The organism is Roseovarius sp. JB2-10 (genome assembly GCF_055693585.1).
The window spans coordinates 596,872-613,936 of the sequence record NZ_CM146337.1; the positions used below are offsets into that span (position 1 = coordinate 596,872).

23 protein-coding genes are annotated in these 17,065 nt (G+C 50.8%); 5 read left to right on the plus strand and 18 right to left on the minus strand.

Annotated features, from left to right (window positions below):
• Positions 1–54 precede the first annotated feature (54 nt).
• Positions 55–354 carry an ankyrin repeat domain-containing protein gene (locus tag ACZ1HJ_RS02945; protein WP_472720868.1) on the plus strand — a complete coding sequence of 100 codons (300 nt, stop codon included), beginning with the start codon at positions 55–57 and terminating at the stop codon, positions 352–354.
• A gap of 1,276 nt (positions 355–1,630) precedes the next feature.
• Here ACZ1HJ_RS02945 and ACZ1HJ_RS02950 read toward each other — a convergent pair.
• From ACZ1HJ_RS02950 to ACZ1HJ_RS02960, 3 genes are read right to left on the minus strand one after another with little or no spacing between them, the layout of a single operon-like run.
• Positions 1,631–1,972, minus strand: coding sequence for a hypothetical protein (locus ACZ1HJ_RS02950; protein WP_472720869.1), 342 nt, complete (start codon positions 1,970–1,972; stop codon positions 1,631–1,633).
• A gap of 1 nt (position 1,973) precedes the next feature.
• Positions 1,974–2,186, minus strand: coding sequence for a hypothetical protein (locus tag ACZ1HJ_RS02955; RefSeq protein ID WP_472720870.1), 213 nt, complete (start codon positions 2,184–2,186; stop codon positions 1,974–1,976).
• Complete coding sequence (locus ACZ1HJ_RS02960; RefSeq protein ID WP_472720871.1) at positions 2,183–2,389, minus strand: hypothetical protein; 207 nt, start codon at positions 2,387–2,389, stop codon at positions 2,183–2,185. The genes ACZ1HJ_RS02955 and ACZ1HJ_RS02960 overlap by 4 nt, the downstream gene beginning before the upstream one ends.
• Before the next feature lie 171 nt (positions 2,390–2,560).
• Between ACZ1HJ_RS02960 and ACZ1HJ_RS02965 the strand changes: the two genes are divergently transcribed.
• The 3 genes from ACZ1HJ_RS02965 (at position 2,561) to ACZ1HJ_RS02975 (ending at position 5,298) form a co-directional block, all read left to right on the plus strand.
• Positions 2,561–2,800, plus strand: coding sequence for a transcriptional regulator (locus ACZ1HJ_RS02965; RefSeq protein ID WP_472720872.1), 240 nt, complete (start codon positions 2,561–2,563; stop codon positions 2,798–2,800).
• A 551-nt stretch (positions 2,801–3,351) separates the two neighbouring features.
• Entirely contained in the window at positions 3,352–4,128 is a 777-nt protein-coding gene (locus ACZ1HJ_RS02970) for a hypothetical protein (protein WP_472720873.1), read from the plus strand.
• Between the two features lie 717 nt (positions 4,129–4,845).
• Positions 4,846–5,298, plus strand: coding sequence for a response regulator (locus tag ACZ1HJ_RS02975; RefSeq protein ID WP_472720874.1), 453 nt, complete (start codon positions 4,846–4,848; stop codon positions 5,296–5,298).
• Positions 5,299–5,324: 26 nt separating this feature from the next.
• On the opposite strand, the gene ACZ1HJ_RS02980 is transcribed toward ACZ1HJ_RS02975, so the two are convergent.
• From ACZ1HJ_RS02980 to ACZ1HJ_RS02990, 3 genes are read right to left on the minus strand one after another with little or no spacing between them, the layout of a single operon-like run.
• Positions 5,325–6,410: a sensor histidine kinase gene (locus tag ACZ1HJ_RS02980; RefSeq protein ID WP_472720875.1), complete on the minus strand. Its 1,086-nt coding sequence runs from the start codon at positions 6,408–6,410 to the stop codon at positions 5,325–5,327.
• A gap of 1 nt (position 6,411) precedes the next feature.
• Positions 6,412–6,849, minus strand: a complete 438-nt coding sequence (locus tag ACZ1HJ_RS02985; RefSeq protein WP_472720876.1) for a response regulator — start codon at positions 6,847–6,849, stop codon at positions 6,412–6,414.
• Positions 6,850–6,886: 37 nt separating this feature from the next.
• Positions 6,887–8,086 (minus strand): sensor histidine kinase, encoded by a 1,200-nt coding sequence (locus tag ACZ1HJ_RS02990; protein WP_472720877.1) that lies wholly within the window; start codon positions 8,084–8,086, stop codon positions 6,887–6,889.
• Between the two features lie 216 nt (positions 8,087–8,302).
• Between ACZ1HJ_RS02990 and ACZ1HJ_RS02995 the strand changes: the two genes are divergently transcribed.
• Positions 8,303–8,692 (plus strand): response regulator, encoded by a 390-nt coding sequence (locus tag ACZ1HJ_RS02995; protein ID WP_472720878.1) that lies wholly within the window; start codon positions 8,303–8,305, stop codon positions 8,690–8,692.
• A gap of 871 nt (positions 8,693–9,563) precedes the next feature.
• On the opposite strand, the gene ACZ1HJ_RS03000 is transcribed toward ACZ1HJ_RS02995, so the two are convergent.
• From ACZ1HJ_RS03000 to ACZ1HJ_RS03055, 12 genes are all read right to left on the minus strand, one after another.
• On the minus strand, positions 9,564–9,746 hold the full coding sequence (locus ACZ1HJ_RS03000) for a hypothetical protein (RefSeq protein WP_472720879.1): 183 nt from the start codon (positions 9,744–9,746) through the stop codon (positions 9,564–9,566).
• Positions 9,747–10,350: 604 nt separating this feature from the next.
• Positions 10,351–10,539 (minus strand): hypothetical protein, encoded by a 189-nt coding sequence (locus ACZ1HJ_RS03005; protein ID WP_472720880.1) that lies wholly within the window; start codon positions 10,537–10,539, stop codon positions 10,351–10,353.
• A 1,091-nt stretch (positions 10,540–11,630) separates the two neighbouring features.
• Complete coding sequence (locus ACZ1HJ_RS03010; protein ID WP_472720881.1) at positions 11,631–11,930, minus strand: hypothetical protein; 300 nt, start codon at positions 11,928–11,930, stop codon at positions 11,631–11,633.
• Complete coding sequence (locus tag ACZ1HJ_RS03015) at positions 11,927–12,154, minus strand: hypothetical protein (protein ID WP_472720882.1); 228 nt, start codon at positions 12,152–12,154, stop codon at positions 11,927–11,929. Before ACZ1HJ_RS03015 ends, ACZ1HJ_RS03010 begins: the two co-directional genes overlap by 4 nt.
• Positions 12,151–12,414, minus strand: coding sequence for a hypothetical protein (locus ACZ1HJ_RS03020; RefSeq protein WP_472720883.1), 264 nt, complete (start codon positions 12,412–12,414; stop codon positions 12,151–12,153). The genes ACZ1HJ_RS03015 and ACZ1HJ_RS03020 overlap by 4 nt, the downstream gene beginning before the upstream one ends.
• The gene (locus tag ACZ1HJ_RS03025; RefSeq protein ID WP_472720884.1) at positions 12,411–12,653 is read right to left on the minus strand and encodes a hypothetical protein; all 243 of its coding nucleotides are present in this window, start codon (positions 12,651–12,653) and stop codon (positions 12,411–12,413) included. Before ACZ1HJ_RS03025 ends, ACZ1HJ_RS03020 begins: the two co-directional genes overlap by 4 nt.
• Positions 12,650–13,081: a hypothetical protein gene (locus ACZ1HJ_RS03030; RefSeq protein WP_472720885.1), complete on the minus strand. Its 432-nt coding sequence runs from the start codon at positions 13,079–13,081 to the stop codon at positions 12,650–12,652. The genes ACZ1HJ_RS03025 and ACZ1HJ_RS03030 overlap by 4 nt, the downstream gene beginning before the upstream one ends.
• Before the next feature lie 132 nt (positions 13,082–13,213).
• Complete coding sequence (locus ACZ1HJ_RS03035; protein WP_472720886.1) at positions 13,214–14,380, minus strand: helicase RepA family protein; 1,167 nt, start codon at positions 14,378–14,380, stop codon at positions 13,214–13,216.
• Complete coding sequence (locus ACZ1HJ_RS03040; RefSeq protein WP_472720887.1) at positions 14,377–14,769, minus strand: hypothetical protein; 393 nt, start codon at positions 14,767–14,769, stop codon at positions 14,377–14,379. The genes ACZ1HJ_RS03035 and ACZ1HJ_RS03040 overlap by 4 nt, the downstream gene beginning before the upstream one ends.
• An 8-nt stretch (positions 14,770–14,777) precedes the next feature.
• The gene (locus tag ACZ1HJ_RS03045; protein WP_472720888.1) at positions 14,778–14,978 is read right to left on the minus strand and encodes a helix-turn-helix transcriptional regulator; all 201 of its coding nucleotides are present in this window, start codon (positions 14,976–14,978) and stop codon (positions 14,778–14,780) included.
• Between the two features lie 100 nt (positions 14,979–15,078).
• On the minus strand, positions 15,079–15,639 hold the full coding sequence (locus ACZ1HJ_RS03050) for a hypothetical protein (RefSeq protein WP_472720889.1): 561 nt from the start codon (positions 15,637–15,639) through the stop codon (positions 15,079–15,081).
• The gene (locus tag ACZ1HJ_RS03055; protein ID WP_472720890.1) at positions 15,636–16,838 is read right to left on the minus strand and encodes a tyrosine-type recombinase/integrase; all 1,203 of its coding nucleotides are present in this window, start codon (positions 16,836–16,838) and stop codon (positions 15,636–15,638) included. Before ACZ1HJ_RS03055 ends, ACZ1HJ_RS03050 begins: the two co-directional genes overlap by 4 nt.
• Positions 16,839–17,065: the final 227 nt, after the last annotated feature.

Sequence of the window (17,065 nt, forward strand, 5' to 3'; positions counted from 1 at the left end):
TACATGATGTGCTAATGTCTAACAAAAAATCAACTTGTAGAGCGAGCAGAGCAGATGAACAACCAAAGCAAATCATTGCGCGAAGCAGTTTGGCTACGTGATCTAAAGCAAGTTAAGCTACTACTTGCGTCAGGTGCGGATCCAAACGCAATTGATGACTCTGGCTTGTCTGCGATTTTTCATGCGGTTGAGGCTGGGAACACTCAAGTTCTCCAAACGCTGATTCATCACGCAGCCGACTTGTCAGCCAGAGACCCTTCCGGTTACACAGCACTCGACATTGCAACTTTTAACGAACACAATGTAGCAGTTGAAATTTTGAGGGATGCCATAGATGCCGAGGCGCGCCAATAAAAAGACAGCCAGACAGAAAGCACATACTTGTCCCGTTGTCGTTCATGTTGCAGGTGGAAAAGACATACTGTTTGCAAAAAATGAAGCCGTTCAAATTGCGAAATTTCTTGCATCAGTTGGTTCCAATGATGAAAAGCACACTGACCCACACCATTGGCGTCAATTCGACTCGGGACCGTTTCGAATGGCGGACGAAGGTATTCGGGTCCACCTAAAAAAGAATGGCTTCGATAAGCGAAGCAGGAAATCTGTTTTTGTTTTGGCAAGTTCACCTTCGCCTCGAACTTTCTGTGCCGGCCACTGTCAAAGCAGGAACCGTCCAAGTATTACTAATACAACCGACGGCCTGCGTTGCTCCTGTTGCTGAGGCAAATCAACATCTTTCTACCTAGCGAAAAACTGCGGATAAAAGAATTGCTTGAACATTTCCAAATTGACGGGTTCAGGTTCTCTGGTTCATGGATGGACTAACAGTCGACCTTGCCACCACCAACCCCGGCTCCTTGGGAAAGCTCCTGATGTCGAACCACGTAAACCGCGTGCCGTCTGCGTTCGTCTTGTTGCCCCACACCAACCCATCCACTCCCTGCCGTATAAGCCCTGCTCGGAATGCCCGTAGGTCAATCAGATACCAGCTCTCAATCGCCGTCTGAGCTGTATTGGCATGGCCGTAGAACAACCAGTCGCCTTTGCCGTTCACTATCTTGGATAGCTCTGTCTCCGCCCCAGAGGCGACGCGAGAGCGGATGGTGAACTGATGCGGGTACCTGTCTGCGTAGCCAGGTCTACGAACCCGTGCGGCGATACGCATGTCTCTGGCGTCCAACATGAGAAGGTCTGTAGCCTGATGCCAGTCCAGTGGATCTGGTGAGGTCTCCAGGAGATGGCTGCCCACAATCCGTTTTATCTGCGGCAGGAACTGGTCTGACCAGGTCCGGTTTACAGCATAATGGTTCATAACAAAAACCTCGTACTCAAAACCCAAACAGGGGCACTCGTTACTGCCCGTTAAACATGAGTTCAAAAACTCCGGGCATCTGCAAATTTCTTTGTCAGTCGTAACCTCAGATTCACTTTCCGGAGTGTAGTAATCAACCTGCCTCTTGGCAGAGGACGGAAGCTAGAGGCCTTGTCGAATTCCAGCAGATAAGGTCTCTACTTTCTTCTTCATCACTCGGCGCAAAAGCAAGTTCACGCTGTTTGCCTCTACTACACTAGTCACGAGTTGTATGATTGTAAGGTTGGAAGCCTTGTTGCCGGAACTGCAAGGCTTCCTTCACCTGCTAACAAAGAATTCCTTCCTCACTATTGCGACCTCTACGCCTTCTGCTTCCAGCGCAAAGATGTTCGCCGACACATAGGCTGGCTTGGTGCCCAGTGCCGTCTCGTCGGCCAGGATGAGCTTGTCACCGGGGCGCATGACCTTGCGCAGGATTTTGAATGCTGGGCGGTCCATGACACGGCCTTCACGAATGTCAGTCAGCACCAACTCCGCACCCACGTAGTACACCTGACGCACCTTCGTGTCTGACGCCCCATCGCGGGATTCAGCAACGTAGCCGAACACCCGCTGGTCAGCTTCGCGGAAAGCTTCTGGATGGCAGACACCGCAGGTCATCTCACCTCCCTTCCTGCGGCGTCTGAGCGGTTTCCAGGTGTTCGGTTTCCGGGATGGCTTCCATCAGAAGGTGCGCTGCTTGCTCCAGCGCAGCAGTTTCAAAATACCAACCTTCAAAGAACTTCTCGGGCACGAAGTTGGTGTCTGCAGCCATGATCTCTTTTTGAATGATACTCAGAGCCGTACAGAGGCGGTGATGAACAGTGTGGTTCATTGGGCGTCCCCTGACTCAAGTTTGTCCAAGTTTTCGGCAAGTGCCTTTGCGCGTTCGAGCGCGACGATGGTGACCGCAATGCGTGGGCTGTCAAACTTGCACCCTTCCACACCCATCAAGTCAATGCCTTCTAGCATCTCAGCCAGTATGACGGCGTCGTGTTGGCAATCTGCCAAGGTTGGTCTTTGAACTTGGGCATCCATTTGAAGTCCCTCCTATGAGTTATTGGATCACGTACTCATGCACCGCGCCATTGACGGCAATGCGGGAGATGGTGGCGAGTTGCATGCTTGCGCACTGCATTAACTTGAAATATATTTAAGTTACATGACTCATTTGGTCAATGCATAACTTGAAAAAAATTGAGGTTTATAGTGCTGACGGGAACACAATGCGCGGCAGCAAGAGCTCTCTTGCGATGGAAGCAGGCAGATTTATCGAGCGCCATCAATGGCATGGGTGGAAAGTTAAGCGTGACTGCAATCACAGCTTTTGAAAGAGGCGGCGCCATAAGGGAAAGCAATGCAAAGCTCATTTCAGAGGCGCTTACCAATGCCGGAATTCAATTCATCCCCGAAAACGGTGGTGGGCCTGGGGTGAGGTTGAAGAAGTAGGTGCGGGTCATCTAGGGAGTGATAGCCGCAGCACTTAACGGGGATTGCCGCAAGAGTTCAGTGCAACCTCATGCTTTTCGTATCAACAGGGGTAAACAGCTCCAGAATTGCCTCTTCAAATTCATCCAATGTTTCGGGGCAATCAAGCGACCCATTATCCTCCGCTGGATTGTCAGCAGGCGTAAAAGTCAATCTACGGGCGAACGGGCTCGAATATGTAATGCGGAATTTTTTATTCTTGGGCATAATCAAGAAACCATTTTAACAAGCGATAACACTTTTTTAAGACCTAACTACTTCTTCGGCTATTCGGGGATTCCCGTATCCGACAAATTGTGGTTTGCCTGTAGGTAGGTTGAAGAAGTGCAAGTAGATATTGCGGGCTAACCGCGAATGTCAGCTGTTGTGGCTCTGCGGACAAAGTGACGTTCGTGGCATAGCGGATTTAGCAGAATCCGAATTGTACTGGTCCACGCCGTTAACGTGACTAACACATCGTTAACTAATTAATGGGAGGTTAACCGTCAGACCGGGAAGAGAGGGCCAAACGGATGGGGATGTCACCGAATAGACTGTTTGAATTGATAAAAAACCTTTCCGGCACACTCCACGAACTTGAGCAGGCGGGAATCCGTGTTGAGATTGGAGATGATTTCGCAAAATACCGTACCTTGCGAGGTCAACTATCTGATCGAGGCCCAATCTACCCGATGTTCGATGTGGCGAGTTCGTACATCGACCATACCAACGGTTTCTGGATCTGCGGCTTTTCTCCATGCGGGGAGCTGATTCACACTCAGGCGGTAAGGGTCCTTGATCTTTCAGGTGTGTCGCTCGCTCAACACCTGAGTGAACATCGCCACAAATACATTACCCCAGATTCAACACCTGACCCGGACCTCACGTTCTATTCAGGCCCAGAAGCGCTCCAGACAATCACAGGTAAAGTCTGCTACCAGGGCGAATTCTGGCTTCGGGCCAGCGGTCTTGGTGGGCCACGAAGCCAAGGTGCTACGTCACTACTGTCGCGAATCCTCCTTGAAATCATGGTCAGTGCCTGGAACCCATCTTTTGTGTTTGCATTTGTTCCCAAGAAATTGGCTGCGAAGGGAGCCCATCTTCGGTACGGTTATAGCCATTGCGAACCCGGCCACTGGTTGGGGCCGGATCAGCAGGTAACCGAAGAAGATCACTTAATCTGGATGGGGGCCAATGATATGGCAAATTTACTTGCAAGAGCACCTCAGAGCGTTCGGCTTGCAAACGGGTACTCTACTGTCCAGCGCACTTCTCTACCCGCTGACATAAAAAAACGTATAGGTGCATGAGAGAAAAGTCGGGTCAACGAATTAACCAATGATATCCAAGACACTGGATATCGAAATGACCGACCCCGTTGATCTGTCCTCACGAACGGCAGCTGTGCGGACTTTGCTGCCGTTCGATTTGTTTGAGCTAACGTCCGCTTTGTGCCCTTTGCGACCACAGCGAAAAGCACCAAAGGTAGAAAACCGAAGTTAGCTGCGGGTGCGAACTAGTCGCCGAGCGTTTTCAGTAGCTGACGTTCGTTTAGTCTTGAAACCAGGTATTTTTCTCCAACGGTGCGAGGCGACACGGAGCCCGAAAAGTCGATTCAATGATCGCGTTGCTAGTGCGCGCAGCGCAGAAAACGCTGCAACCCTATAGAATATTTTGAGCCACGGTGTCTGGAACACAGCCATTAACATATGTTGAAGCGAAGTTATCAGGCCCTGTTTTCGAAACTTAGGATTATGCCAACTCCGGAGTTTTGAACTTCGCTAGCATAGCATCCGTTGATGTTGGCTGCGGGTTTACAAATCAGACCTAGTTAGTTCTCCAGAAGCACCTGTTTTTCGGCTCGCACTTATGCCTCTTTGTGGGTTCCATTTCATTGAAACCGAGTTGAAGACGACCGGCGTCTTCCCTCGAGAGTTAAATACCCAGCAACACTGATTAATGGTTCGTTAACAATAATGTGAAACGAACTGTGCTGAAAGTAACGTGTTTTTAAGACGAGGCGTCCGATGAATATTCTTGTCATTGATGACTGCGAGTATGACGCGCTTGAGCTATCCACAAAACTGTCTGCCATCTCTCCTGACGCGACAATCACATGGGTTTCGTCCCCGGAACAAGCATTTTCCGAACATCTTGGCCGGTTCGACTTCTGCTTCATCGACCAGCACATGCCGGGAGTTTTGGGTACAGATTTGGCAGAGCGCATCAGAGGACATCTGAATGGTTCCACGCTGCGCATCATCATGCTTACGGGAGATGGCGGCGACAAAACGCGCGCACGCGCCCTGATCAGCGACTGTGATGGCTTTTTGACGAAACCAATTGACCAGCGTCGGCTTCGAACGTTTTTGAATGGCTCAAGATGTCGATGGGAGCCGTCGGAGCTTCCCAACAACATTGAGCACTATTGGAGGCTGTTGGACCGCCGTCTCGCTCCGGTTAATCACTTGTCCGATTGACGATTCCGAACTGCGCGTCACGGTCTTCAAGCCGCGCGTGGCTTTGGCAACGATAGTGTGAATTTGGACCATTGCCCAAGCTCTGCCTGGCAGAACAAGCCGGCATCGTGTTGCTCTGCAATCCGCATGCAGATTGCCAAACCTAGGCCAGTTCCTTTGTAGATCGTACGTCCATGCAGTCTTTTGAAAGGCTCGAAAATATCGGCCAAGTGTTCCTGAGCGATGCCGATGCCGTTGTCCAACACCACCAACAACCATGCGTCGGCGTCTTCATGGGCGGTAATATGGATACGAGGATCAGAGTTCCGGCGATATTTCAAACCGTTGTCGACGAGGTTTTGAAGCAACTGAGCAAGGAGGAGCGGAGAGCCCCAGATCTCCTCCACATTCTGCTCGAAGGTCAGGGTTGTTTTGGTCGCCTCGATGTCATGAGCCAGCGTCGTTTTGACGTGCTCGAACAGAGTTGACGGGCAAAACATCTCGAATTTTTGTTCCGCTTGAGGCTGCTCGGAAAACTCTTGCAGCGATAGGATTAGACCGTCCATCTGCGCGACGCTATCGGTGATAAACTCGAAAAGCCGGGCCTGAGTTTCTTCAGGCAAAGGCGCATCACCGTTGGTCAGGAGTTCAATCGGTCCTTTGATAGACCTGAGCGGAGCGCGCAGATCGTGCACGAGAATGTCAGCAAAATCCCGCAAGCTTCGCTGTTGTCGCGCCAGACGCCGCTCCAAGTTTTTGTGCTCAATCGCGGTGTCGACGCGGTGCCGGATGTCAGGCCCAGAAAACGAATTTTTGACAATATAGTCTTGGGCCCCCAGTTTGAGCGCATCGACAGCTACATGTTCGCTGCCATGGCCAGTCACCATGATAATGGGCATGGACGGATACTGCGCGACAAGAGCGGACAAAAGGTCGAGCCCATCTTTCCCCGGCATGGAATAGTCCAACAGCAGGCAATCAACTTTCGCGTTTGTCTCCAACTGTTCAAGACAGGACTCTGCGTCCCAAGCCTCGATCGTTCGATAGTGTTCTTTAGTTTCACTCGCAGCGAATATGCGTGTCAGTACCTCGCGGTCTTCGGGTGTATCGTCGACCACAAGAAGCAATTTCATATTATGACCTAAGCGTCGGCAATTCCGCGTGCCGCAACCAGAACGTATATAAGCTGCGTATCTTTTGAACGAACTCGTCCCAATTGACCGGCTTGCGGATGAAGGTGTTTGCACCAGTGCGATAGCACGCTTCTACATCGTTCGCATCACCAGAGGTGCTTAAAATGGCGACTGGGATTGATTTGGTCTTATCGTGCGACTTCATGCGTTCCAACAGGTCGCGTCCATCAAAGCCTGGCATGTTCAGGTCTAATATGACAAAAAATTTCTGGTCCTCGGTTTTGTGCTCGACGTCAGACGCCCGAAACAACAAAGCATTCCACGCATCCGTTGCGTTGCAGCATCTGGAAATGTTGAGATCACTATCGCTACTCAGGTTGAGCGCGCGCAACGTGGCCTCGTAGTCATCATCATTGTCTTCGACAATCAGTACTTCCACGGTTTATCCCGTCATAATTAAGGGGCAACTTACGATATCACGTTGAATGGCCGAATTCTCCCGATGTGAAATGTAGCATGTTATCTTTGGTTGTGTCATGATTTGTTTGATCCGTGAAGGAGACATAAAACGTGGTCCCTTCACCGACCTTCGAAGTCAATCCAATGGCACCTTGTACGCTTCCAATCACTTTTTTCACAAAAGCAAGCCCAGCCCCACTTCCTGCGCCATAGCTGGCATCGGAATGCAGTCGCTTGAACATCTTGAACACGGTTTCGTGGAACTCTTCGGGAATGCCAATGCCGTTGTCCTGAACATAGTAGGCGTCCCAAATCGCCTGTCCGTCCAAGGCAACATGTTTGACATGACCGATAGAAACCTCTTTGCGTTCGGAATTGTTGTACGTCACAGCGTTGACGATAAGATTGCGAAAAACCGTGTCAATCTGTGCCAGATCAGAACTGAGGTCTGGCAAACTTGGATCAACCGAGACCTGCGCCTTTTGTTCCGCCAAGAACTCGGACATTGATTCCACGATGTCACCAATATATTCTTGCATGTTTATGGGCGTTCGCGCCGCGTCGCTTGTTATGCTCGAATACCTCATCAGCGTTGAGATTGACGTTTCAACCTGTTCACAGAGTTCGCAAATCCGTTCGATACGCGTGAGCGCTTGAGGCGCGAGTGTGTCACCGTGATCGATCTCAAGAAACTTGGCTTGGTTTGAAATTCCACGCAGTGGCGCTTTCAGATCATGCGACGCAATATGAGCGAATTCGCTGAGCCTTTCATTTGCGTCTTTTGCCTCCTCGATCTGCCGTTCACCAAGCATGATTTGCGCATTTTTGCGGACAAGGTCGTCGTGGCTTGGCAAACTCAGAAACATAGGCATCAGTCGCGCAAGCTGAATTGCGGTGTAAATCGAGATACCCGCGGTCGCCAGCTTCACAAAACCTTGCAGCGTATAAGCAGGGAACCACAACGTCAGAAGGGCTCCGGTGTGGCTGAGGGCACAGGCCGTAATGAAGCCCGCGAACATTCGCGCAACCGTTGGATCAATTAAGTCGGGTCGCTTTTCTTTGGCTCTCAGGATGATCAGAGGAATAGTGAAATATGCCAAAGCGATCAACAGGTCAGAGCCGCCGTGCAAAAATAGAAGATCGGGCCGCCAAAGCAAACACATCCCGTGGGGAATAAATTGCGCCGTGTCAAAGATACTGAAAAATAAGTCTAGCATGTTGGCACCCCTTCCGCACCGACCGTGCGAGCTCTGCCTGTAGACGGCATTACCTCATATAAATGCGCAAAGAGTTAACCTTTCATTAACTTTCAGGAGATCCGCTCACGAAATGGGGTATGAAGACTTCGATCCAGCAAGTAGTATAGAGCGCAAGCCACAGTCTCTGAGCCAGTCCTTCGCATGGGCTATGCCTGTGTGTGAGGGAGGGTCTACGTGAAAAAAGCCAAGAAGATTCTTCTCATCGAAGATGATGAGTTCACGTGCTTCATGATGCGGCAAATTGTGAAAGCTTTGGATGTGGACGTGGACTTTGCTCATGATGGTAGTGATGGTTGTGACCTGCTCTCGGAAAACCCTCATGCCTACGGTGTCGTCTTAATGGACATCCATCTCCCCGGAGTAGATGGGGTTTCTGCCACACATCGTATCCGTAATACTGATGATGACCCGCCGCAAAACATACCGATTATTGCTGTGACAACCGACACGCGATACCACGACGACCAATCAGTAAGTGAAATCGGCATGAATGGTTTCATCCCCAAGCCGGTGACTGCGGGAGATCTTGTTGGACTGGTTGAAAGATACTGTGTAGCGGCTTAGCCGAGATAGGTATTTGATTTCTGTATTAGTCTACGTTTCTAAGGCTCAAACTGTCAGCAGGGAAAGGTGCGTTTGGCTTCTGTACCAGACGGCGGGTTTCAACAACTGTTTTGCCGTCGTCAGGTGAAATGCGACAGTGGTCATGCTGCAGATGCGATGGCTATCGGGGCAACAGGAGCCACACATGCACAAGCGGCTTCGTCCGTAGCTTGTGCGTTGGCTTGCACCCTTGCGTTGCCTATGCAGCGATTAAGGGCTGCAACCGCAGCATTTTGAGGGGATGCTCAAGGTTGAATTTGGGCCGTCCTCCTGGGGAGCAATGTCGGCTTTTGGCGTATCGCCCTTATTGGGGCGCAGTGCAGCATTCGGGAGGTGTGGGCTCGTTGCCGTCATTCGACGCCAGCGTGAATACGCCGACTAGGTAATCACACGCATTTACGCGTTCGCAGTTTCGCCGAAGACTTTGCGCGTGGGTACTATACGAGCAGCAAATATCATCGCAGCCAGCTTGACCATGGAGGAGGTTGCCCTCCTCTTACATTTTGGCCAGCAACGGGTGGTGTCACCCGAGCGGCTAACGATAGTTTACCGTTCTCTACTAGGCCTTCGACTGATTGAAGAATTCTTCGACAGTTCCCAATTGATTGTAACGAGATTTGGGCTTGAAGTGCTGGCGCACTTGGTGATCCCTAATCAACGAGAATAGATGTGCGACGCGCTTCTGGCAGAGCAAATTAAGTAAACAGTGTGATTTACAAACTCAGTAGCGTCGCCCATGAACCGAGCTTACTTCCCGCCATTTTCAACGCGAAGGGAGTGTAGGTCATCGAGATTGGTCGAACACCTCAAGGCGACACTTGCCAGACGTTAGCTAGCCGGTTTTCTTCCAATGGCTTAAGGCAAGAGCGTATTTAGAAATCCTGATACCCACATGATCCTTAGGCACTTCAGGCGGAGCCAATGGTGGAAATCGTTCGATGATCCGTTCGCTCTTATCGGGGTGTGCCGTTTCCTCATTGTGTTGTGCCTTAAGAAATTGCTGCTCAACGCTCATTTGTCTATCCGTCTTTGCTGTACTGCACGATTCATTAATTACATCTTAAAGTAGATTAATTTTTTGTTAATGATGAACTTAAGATGAGTTTTATGTTGCACTGCGTCTTCGCAGCGACCCCCCCAAAAAAACCGCCGGTTGTTGCCGGGGTCATCCTAACAGGGAGGTACATATGGTTGCCCGCAAATGCGACAGGAACTGTTTGCCAGTAGCACTAGATTACCCGTTCCGACAACTCAGACGTAGCCAGACTTTCCTTGCGTAGCTCAGAAATCGTGTGAAACGAGTTCTCGCCGGTCGGCAGTTTATTGGATGAGATAGACCCGGTTCGACTTAGTCGACTTACGTAATGGAGGGAACGCGCCGTTCCGGTCTTTTTCGATTGCCTTTCTGGCCGTCGCAATTAGTTTCTCAGCTTGTGGAAACGAAGTTTTGCCTGCGTACTCTTCGAGGTCATTCAACAATACAAGTGCGTCTTTATAACTCGTCATTATTTGTATCCCTTAGGCGATATAGTGAGTGGCAGCCCCACCTGTCACAACTTTAGGGATTAGTGTTAACAATAAGTAAATTGGCTTTAATCAAAGGGAAAACAGTGTTTTTGCTAGTGGACATGCAATACGTCCACGTTGGTATTTGCTCTTTTTTCACCTGCAGATTGCGCTCTAGAATTGGCTAATTCCAACAGTTTTTCAACGATTTCGTCGAAAGCATCAGCGGTATTGTTGAAACCCTGATTGCGGGCTTCCTTGGCGGCGTTCATGGTTCGAACCAGTATTTCATTCGTATCCATAGCTCACTCCTAGCTTGGCAATAATTTATCGATCAATGGAATCACTTTGTTAATAAAAACCTAAGGAAAACTTAACCTTGAGATACGCCACGTAAATTCGGCGTTATCTTGCTTAAGTTATGTAAAAGCACTCTGTTTTGCGCGGCAGTTTCGGTGATCTAACGGGGTAAAAATCCGCGGCACTTCTAAACTTTATCTTTTGAAGTGTTTGAATTCATGCGCTTACTTAATCTACGCGGCTTTTGCTTCGTCGAATGGTATGGCGACGTGACGCTCGTCATCAAAAACTCAGCGTCCAAGTGTTTCGACAGCATGTTGACAATTACATCCAGGGCATCAGCCGTTTGAATGTAGCCGTTTTCTCGCGTTTGCCGTGCTGTATAAATTGTCCTTATCAGGAGCTCATATTTTATCATAGCAATCCCCCAGAATTAGCCAAGAATGAATTAACAACAGCTAATTTCTATTAATGGAATCCTAACGACTTCTTAATCTGCTCGATAACGAAGCTAACTTTCAAAGCATTAACGCAAGCAAACGCATCAATTCGTCCAGCACGACACCCTAAACTAAGTTGGTGTCTCGGATGGCATCTCTGGTGGCCTCTGTGACGCCCTCCGCGCGGGATAGAACTGTGGAAGCTATTCGTCGCGAGATGGAGGAGCGTGCGGAAATTTCGCACACGGCGTCTACTATTGATAGCTTTAGCCGAGAGCAACCAGCGCGGAAGCCAACAACGACTGAATTTCGCGATCCACTACTGGAAACGCCGACCCAAAACCCTTCGCAGTCTTGAAGTCACTTGCTTGAACCAGCTTTCAGTCGCTTCCAGAGTTTCTTCAGGGTCCGCCAGCCTTGGGAAAACGTCTCGCTTACTGCTAACAACTGAGAGCGCAAAGCTTTCAACTGGTTGAATAGGTTCAACCCAATTAGTGTCTTTTGGCATTTTGTTCTCCGACAATTTGCTTCTTACCTGCATAAGATACAAATTCGCCTATAAGTTGATTAAAATTCAGTTAATCCCCCTGCTGCGCGCCCAGGGTCCCGGTTAGATACCGCGACATCACGCGTTCATTCTTAATGTTACTGTCTCAGTCATTTCTGTTCTCCTTATTGAGTGCTTTGTTCCAATGAGATTGCCCATCACTGGCGATGGCGACTTCAGTATTGTTGACGATGCGATCCAATCGCCTTTCGAATTCAGCTGCAGATTCCCCACCGTTTCGATTGACCTGCCCGCCCGCAAAGGGCCCTGCCAAAACGTATGCAAAGCACGGCTCACTTGCCTTATCTCGGCGCGCAAGCTGGCCGATGATAATTGCTGCCGGTTCACTGCCCGTTGGACTACCGGAATGACGCTCTATGCGTTCAATGCGCGATTTCAAATTCATTGCTTCACCTTTGCCTCTACTCGATTCCTGGAGTCGTCATAGGCTTCACCCGCCATGGCAGAAAAAGTTTCGTGGCTGCCGTTTGGCCAGTTCGCGAACGCAAGTGCACCGCCAAATTCGTCTGGCCCTTCTCGTTGCTCGTAAATTGTTGCCATGAACAGGATATCAGGCTCATAAAACCCAATCTGTCGCTCAAGTTTTGCGATGCGCTTTGAGAGGGTCATTGCTTCACCTCAGAAGCGGCTTCCACACGCGTTTTGAAATCTTCGAAAGTTTCGCCTTGCTTGGCAAAGTGCGCTGTGTACTGACCACTTGGCCATTTAGTGAATGCCTTGGCACACCCAAATATTCTTGCCTCACCGTCACACTCAGCAGGTCCGTCCTCAGTGTCACGGCACAATGGCATGATGAAGACAATCTCAGGTTCGCCAACACCGCTCTGATGCTCCAATCTATTCAGTCTACGTGTAAGTGCAGTACTCATGCCAGTGCTCCATTTTCTGCCTTTGACATTGCGCGCTCAACGAATGCCGTATCGGCCTCACCTGGATGGGGTGTAATGCACGCGGGTTTGGCATCGATGGTCTTTGCGGAAGCGAACCATTCTTGGCCGGTGGGTTTACCGTCCGCTGCCGCGACAATTTTGCGGAACACAATCAGCCGCTCGCGTGCCATCGAACTCGTACCTTCAAGCCTGCTAACCCGTTTTTCCAACCTACTCATTTGCCTGCCTCCAATGCTGTGATGCGGGTTTCCAATTCAGACGTCTCCAGAGCGCGCCTGTAGCTCTCGACAAGCCCCATGACGCTGGCAGCTTCCAGTGGGGTCAGCTCACCCCCGGACACGGCCTGTAGAACCGCTTGGGCGGCATTGGCGGCGTCACTGGCCGATTGCATGGATGGCAAGTCAAACTCGACCGTTGTGTCCTTACGAGGTGGGGCAATGCGTTCCATGCACAGACGCAGGGCCGCCATGTCGCCGTCGAGACCCAGCTCAATGGCCTTGCGTGTCAGACCTTCTGCTTCGCCCTGAAGCAAGCCCTCAATAGCTCGGGTCGTCTTGTGACGCGCACCTTTCGGTTTGCCGGGGTTGCCCTCAGCGAACTTGCCGGTGTTATCAGTGTACGTATTGCCATCGTTTTTACGTGTCACGGTGCAACTCCAATTCTGTGAAGTTGGCTGAGCGTGACACCGTGACACCCCCTAAAGGGGGATGTCACGTATGTCACGGTAGCATCAGCGGGTGACACGTCACGCTTTGTCACGCCTGTCACGTTGGTAGAATTATTCATCTGAACACCTCCATGCGAAGCCGTCGATGACCCTGACGACTTCCTTTTCTTGCAGTGATTTCCATGCCCGACCAAACGCCTGTCTGGCGGCGCTGTTGTCGGTTCCACCAGAGAGAGAATGACGGTCGCAATAGGTTCTCCAATGATCCATCGAAACGCAGTTTCGGCTGCTCGGGAACATGTCCCCGGGTTGCTTCGCGCCGTGATGTGCAAGGGCATCATCAAGCGCCTGTAGGGCGATCTTCTGCTGGCCGGTGATTTTGATCGACTTGCCTACGGGATCGGTTTGTTCGACGACCGCCGACGTGACTTTGTCTCCGTCTTCGTCAATGCCGATTTCGACTCCTCGAAGGGAATAGGCAAAGACTTTACCCGTGAGCATGTCCCGCTGCTTGCGGGTCTCCGCCATAATGACACTGCCCGAACGCGTGAGTTCAATTTCCGTGTCAACAGCAGCCCTCAGGCTTCCGCTTCCCCGGGCACCTTTGCTGGTGTCCTTGCCAGAATGATGGATGACCATAATATGTGCGCCGGTTTGTGCACGGATGAAATCGATGTTTCTGACGAATGCTCCCATGTCCTTGGCGGTGTTTTCATCGCCTGTTCCCATGCTGCGAGCCAGGGTGTCGATCACAATCAAGGGGATATCTTCAAGCCGCTCAAGGGCGCTGACAAGGGCAGTTGCATCGCCCTTTGCACAGAGATCAAGGGGTGTTGGCAGGAGCAAGAATTCACTATTTCCCTCAATGCCTTGTATGAGCTCTGGTTGGTCAATTCGTATCGCTTCAATGCGGTTATTGATGCCATATCCGCCTTCCCCCGCAACGTAGAGAACCGGACCAATTGATCCTTCGTTCACCCCACCAATAAGATGCCCGTGCCAGGGCCTTCCAGCGGCCACATGCATGGCCAAATCCAGAGCGAAGAAGGTCTTCCCAACATTGCTTTCTCCGTAGATCACACTCACGGTTTCCCGGTCGATCCACCCTTTCACCAGGTATCGTGACTTGATGACTGGCCTGATGCAGGAGATTGGCTCCAGGGCATTGCGCAGGGTGTTTGCACGCTTCGGCAGTTCCGGTGCGATATATACAGGAGCGCTACCCACCTCTTTGAGATGCGCAGTATCTTGTGCATGTAGGCCATCGAACGAAGTCACGCGGCTTTCCTCCCCGTAACATGATCTAGGAATGCGTGCTGTCGACCGGCCTGCATCCGGTTGAAAGCCGCAAGGCAGTAGGCATCAAGTTCCTCTTCTGAGGCCAGGTCAGCCCAGTGCGCCGCCTGATCCATTTCTGAGAACAAAGCCACTTGAGGCATACCAGCCCATTCGGGACGAACAGCACCTGCGGTCAACTCAGCTTGGTGAGAAGGAAGGGATTTCAAAGCCGCGTAGGCGATTGAAGCGCGCTCTTCGTTCTTCAGGCGAACGGACCAGACGCCTGACAGCTTGAGCCAAGAGTCGAAGTCACCCAAGTGGAGAGCAAAGCCCAACACTTTGGCTGCTTTCCCGTGTTCGTCAGACACGGCTGCTTTGAAATGAGGCATGCTTCCCATCAGGCGGCCTCACGCTGAGCTTTCGCTTCTTCAATCGCGGCAACGATTTCAGACATGGGCCAGCGCGTCATGCCGCCGATTCTTACGGGCTGGGGGATGGTTCCGTCAGATACACGTCGCCACACTGTGGCGACGCTGCAGCCATAGGCGGCTGCCGTGTCTTTGACTGAAACCAGCCTGTCAAAAGACTGTAGGGCCATTTTCAACACCTCGCGGTTGGTTGGTTGCGTTGTGTTGAGATGGTATGACTTGATTTAATTCAATTCAAACAAATGCTTAGGTGGAAACTTCAGGAGGTTCTTACCCAAAGCCTGGATGAACTTGCCTGAATGTCTCAATGGTGTCCGGGCCATATTTTCTGAATGCTTTCCGGACGGTCTCGTAGGGGATATCTTGCGATTCAACAACCGCTTGAATGGCAGCATCTTGGCTTATTGGCGCGCTGCTCTTCTCAGCCCGTAAGAGTTGGCGTACGACCATGTTTGACAGTCTTCGAACTTCATCCTGAGTGTTTTCTGTTTTTAATACTGGGCTGGTTCCTTGGCCGCCACCTTCCAACTCCATGGCTTTCCCAAGAGTAAGGCCCGGCTGACCCTCTAAGTATTCGACCCATCCTTCAACGAGAGGGCGCAACAAGGCGCGCGGTATAGTAATCTGGTCTTCTCGCCATGCCTTAACGGGGTAGCATTCTGACAGTTCTTTAGGATCGAAATCCTTCTCAAGTGCGGAAAAAATTGACATCAAGATCTCGAAGCTTGCGAACTGTGCTGGAAGTTCACCCGCTTTAACGCGATCAGCATATTGGCGAGCCCTTGCATTCAAAGCACTTAAGAATTTGTTCTTATCGTCTAAATTGATCACCGCACCATCCTCACAACTTCACCAGATCCACCGGTCACATGGTCTGCCCAGCGTTCCATCAATACGCGGCGCTGCTCAAGGAAGTCCGTCCTCCGATAAGCCCTCTCGACCTTGCTACCCGTAACGTGTGCCATGGCGGCTTCGGCAACCTGATCAGAGACGTCAGTTGCTTCCGCACACCACGTTCTGAAACTGGACCGGAAACCATGCGGACGATACTCCAGCCCACTTCGCTCCATGAACCTGCTCATCGTAGCATCCGACAGCACGCCCTTGCGCTGACTGGGGAAGATAAACCCATCACGCGCCGATGGCTTCGCTTGCTCGATGATTGAAAGGGCTTCAGATGACAGCGGTACTCTGAACTCTGCTTCGTGACCTTTCTGTGCCTTCATGTTGTTGGCAGGAACAATCCAAACATCGCCTTCAATCTCATCTAAACGACATAACCTTATCGGCTTGGATCTTAGGTTGGTCAGTATCAGAAGACGCAGCGCTAATTGCGTGATCGTGCCTTCGTTCAGGCTTGCGTAATAGGTAGGCACTTCCCGCCAGGGCATAGATGGGATGTTCTGGATCACGTGCCGGGTTTTGCCCAGAAGGGCCTTTGCCTTTTCCGTCGCCTGTATATCCACGTCCAAGCCCATTGCAGCGGCATAGCGCATTGTGATCCGCAGTCGGTTGAGCGCTTTCTGAGCAGTGTCAGCTTTTTCGTGCCAGATGGGTCCTAAAGTATTTTTGATGTCTCGTTGGTCGATGTCTTCGACCGGGATTTTTCCAAGCTTTGGCAAAATGTATAACTTCAAAGGAGTGAACCAACGACCAGCTTTGCCGTCATCCCTCAATTCCGCCTTTCTTGCCTCAAAGGCTTCCTCTGCGACCGTCTCCAGAGTGTGGTCCGCTTTCTCAGCTTCACGTCTCTGTTTTTCTCTGACTTTTATTGGGTCTTTTCCCTGCCGAACAAGAGCACGCCACTTCTCCGCGTTCTCACGTGCTTCCTTAAGTGAGACACCAAACTCTCCCTTGCTGTCGAACCGACCCAGCCCCATCTCCCGCCTTCTGCCGTGAACAGTGACACGCAAGAACCATTGCCCGCCTCCGTCCGACCGCTTGTGCAACCAAAGCCCGCCACCATCAGAATACTTACCTGGGGAAGAATTCTTGATCTTAGCAGTTGTGAGTTTGTTCAATGCTCGCAAAATCTGTATCCACCCTAATATCCACCTCTATATATAGTACAGGCTGAAACAGAATGACACGGTTTGATACATGAAATTGCGATAAAAATTTGGATTCATTCAGTTTTTGATACAGAGTGACACTACATGATATAGTGTTTCAATGCTCCCCAGCAGCACCATAATTTAAGCAAAATGTGTCAACATAACTGCTTATCTGACGCATGCTGAACTCCGCACACCTCCGA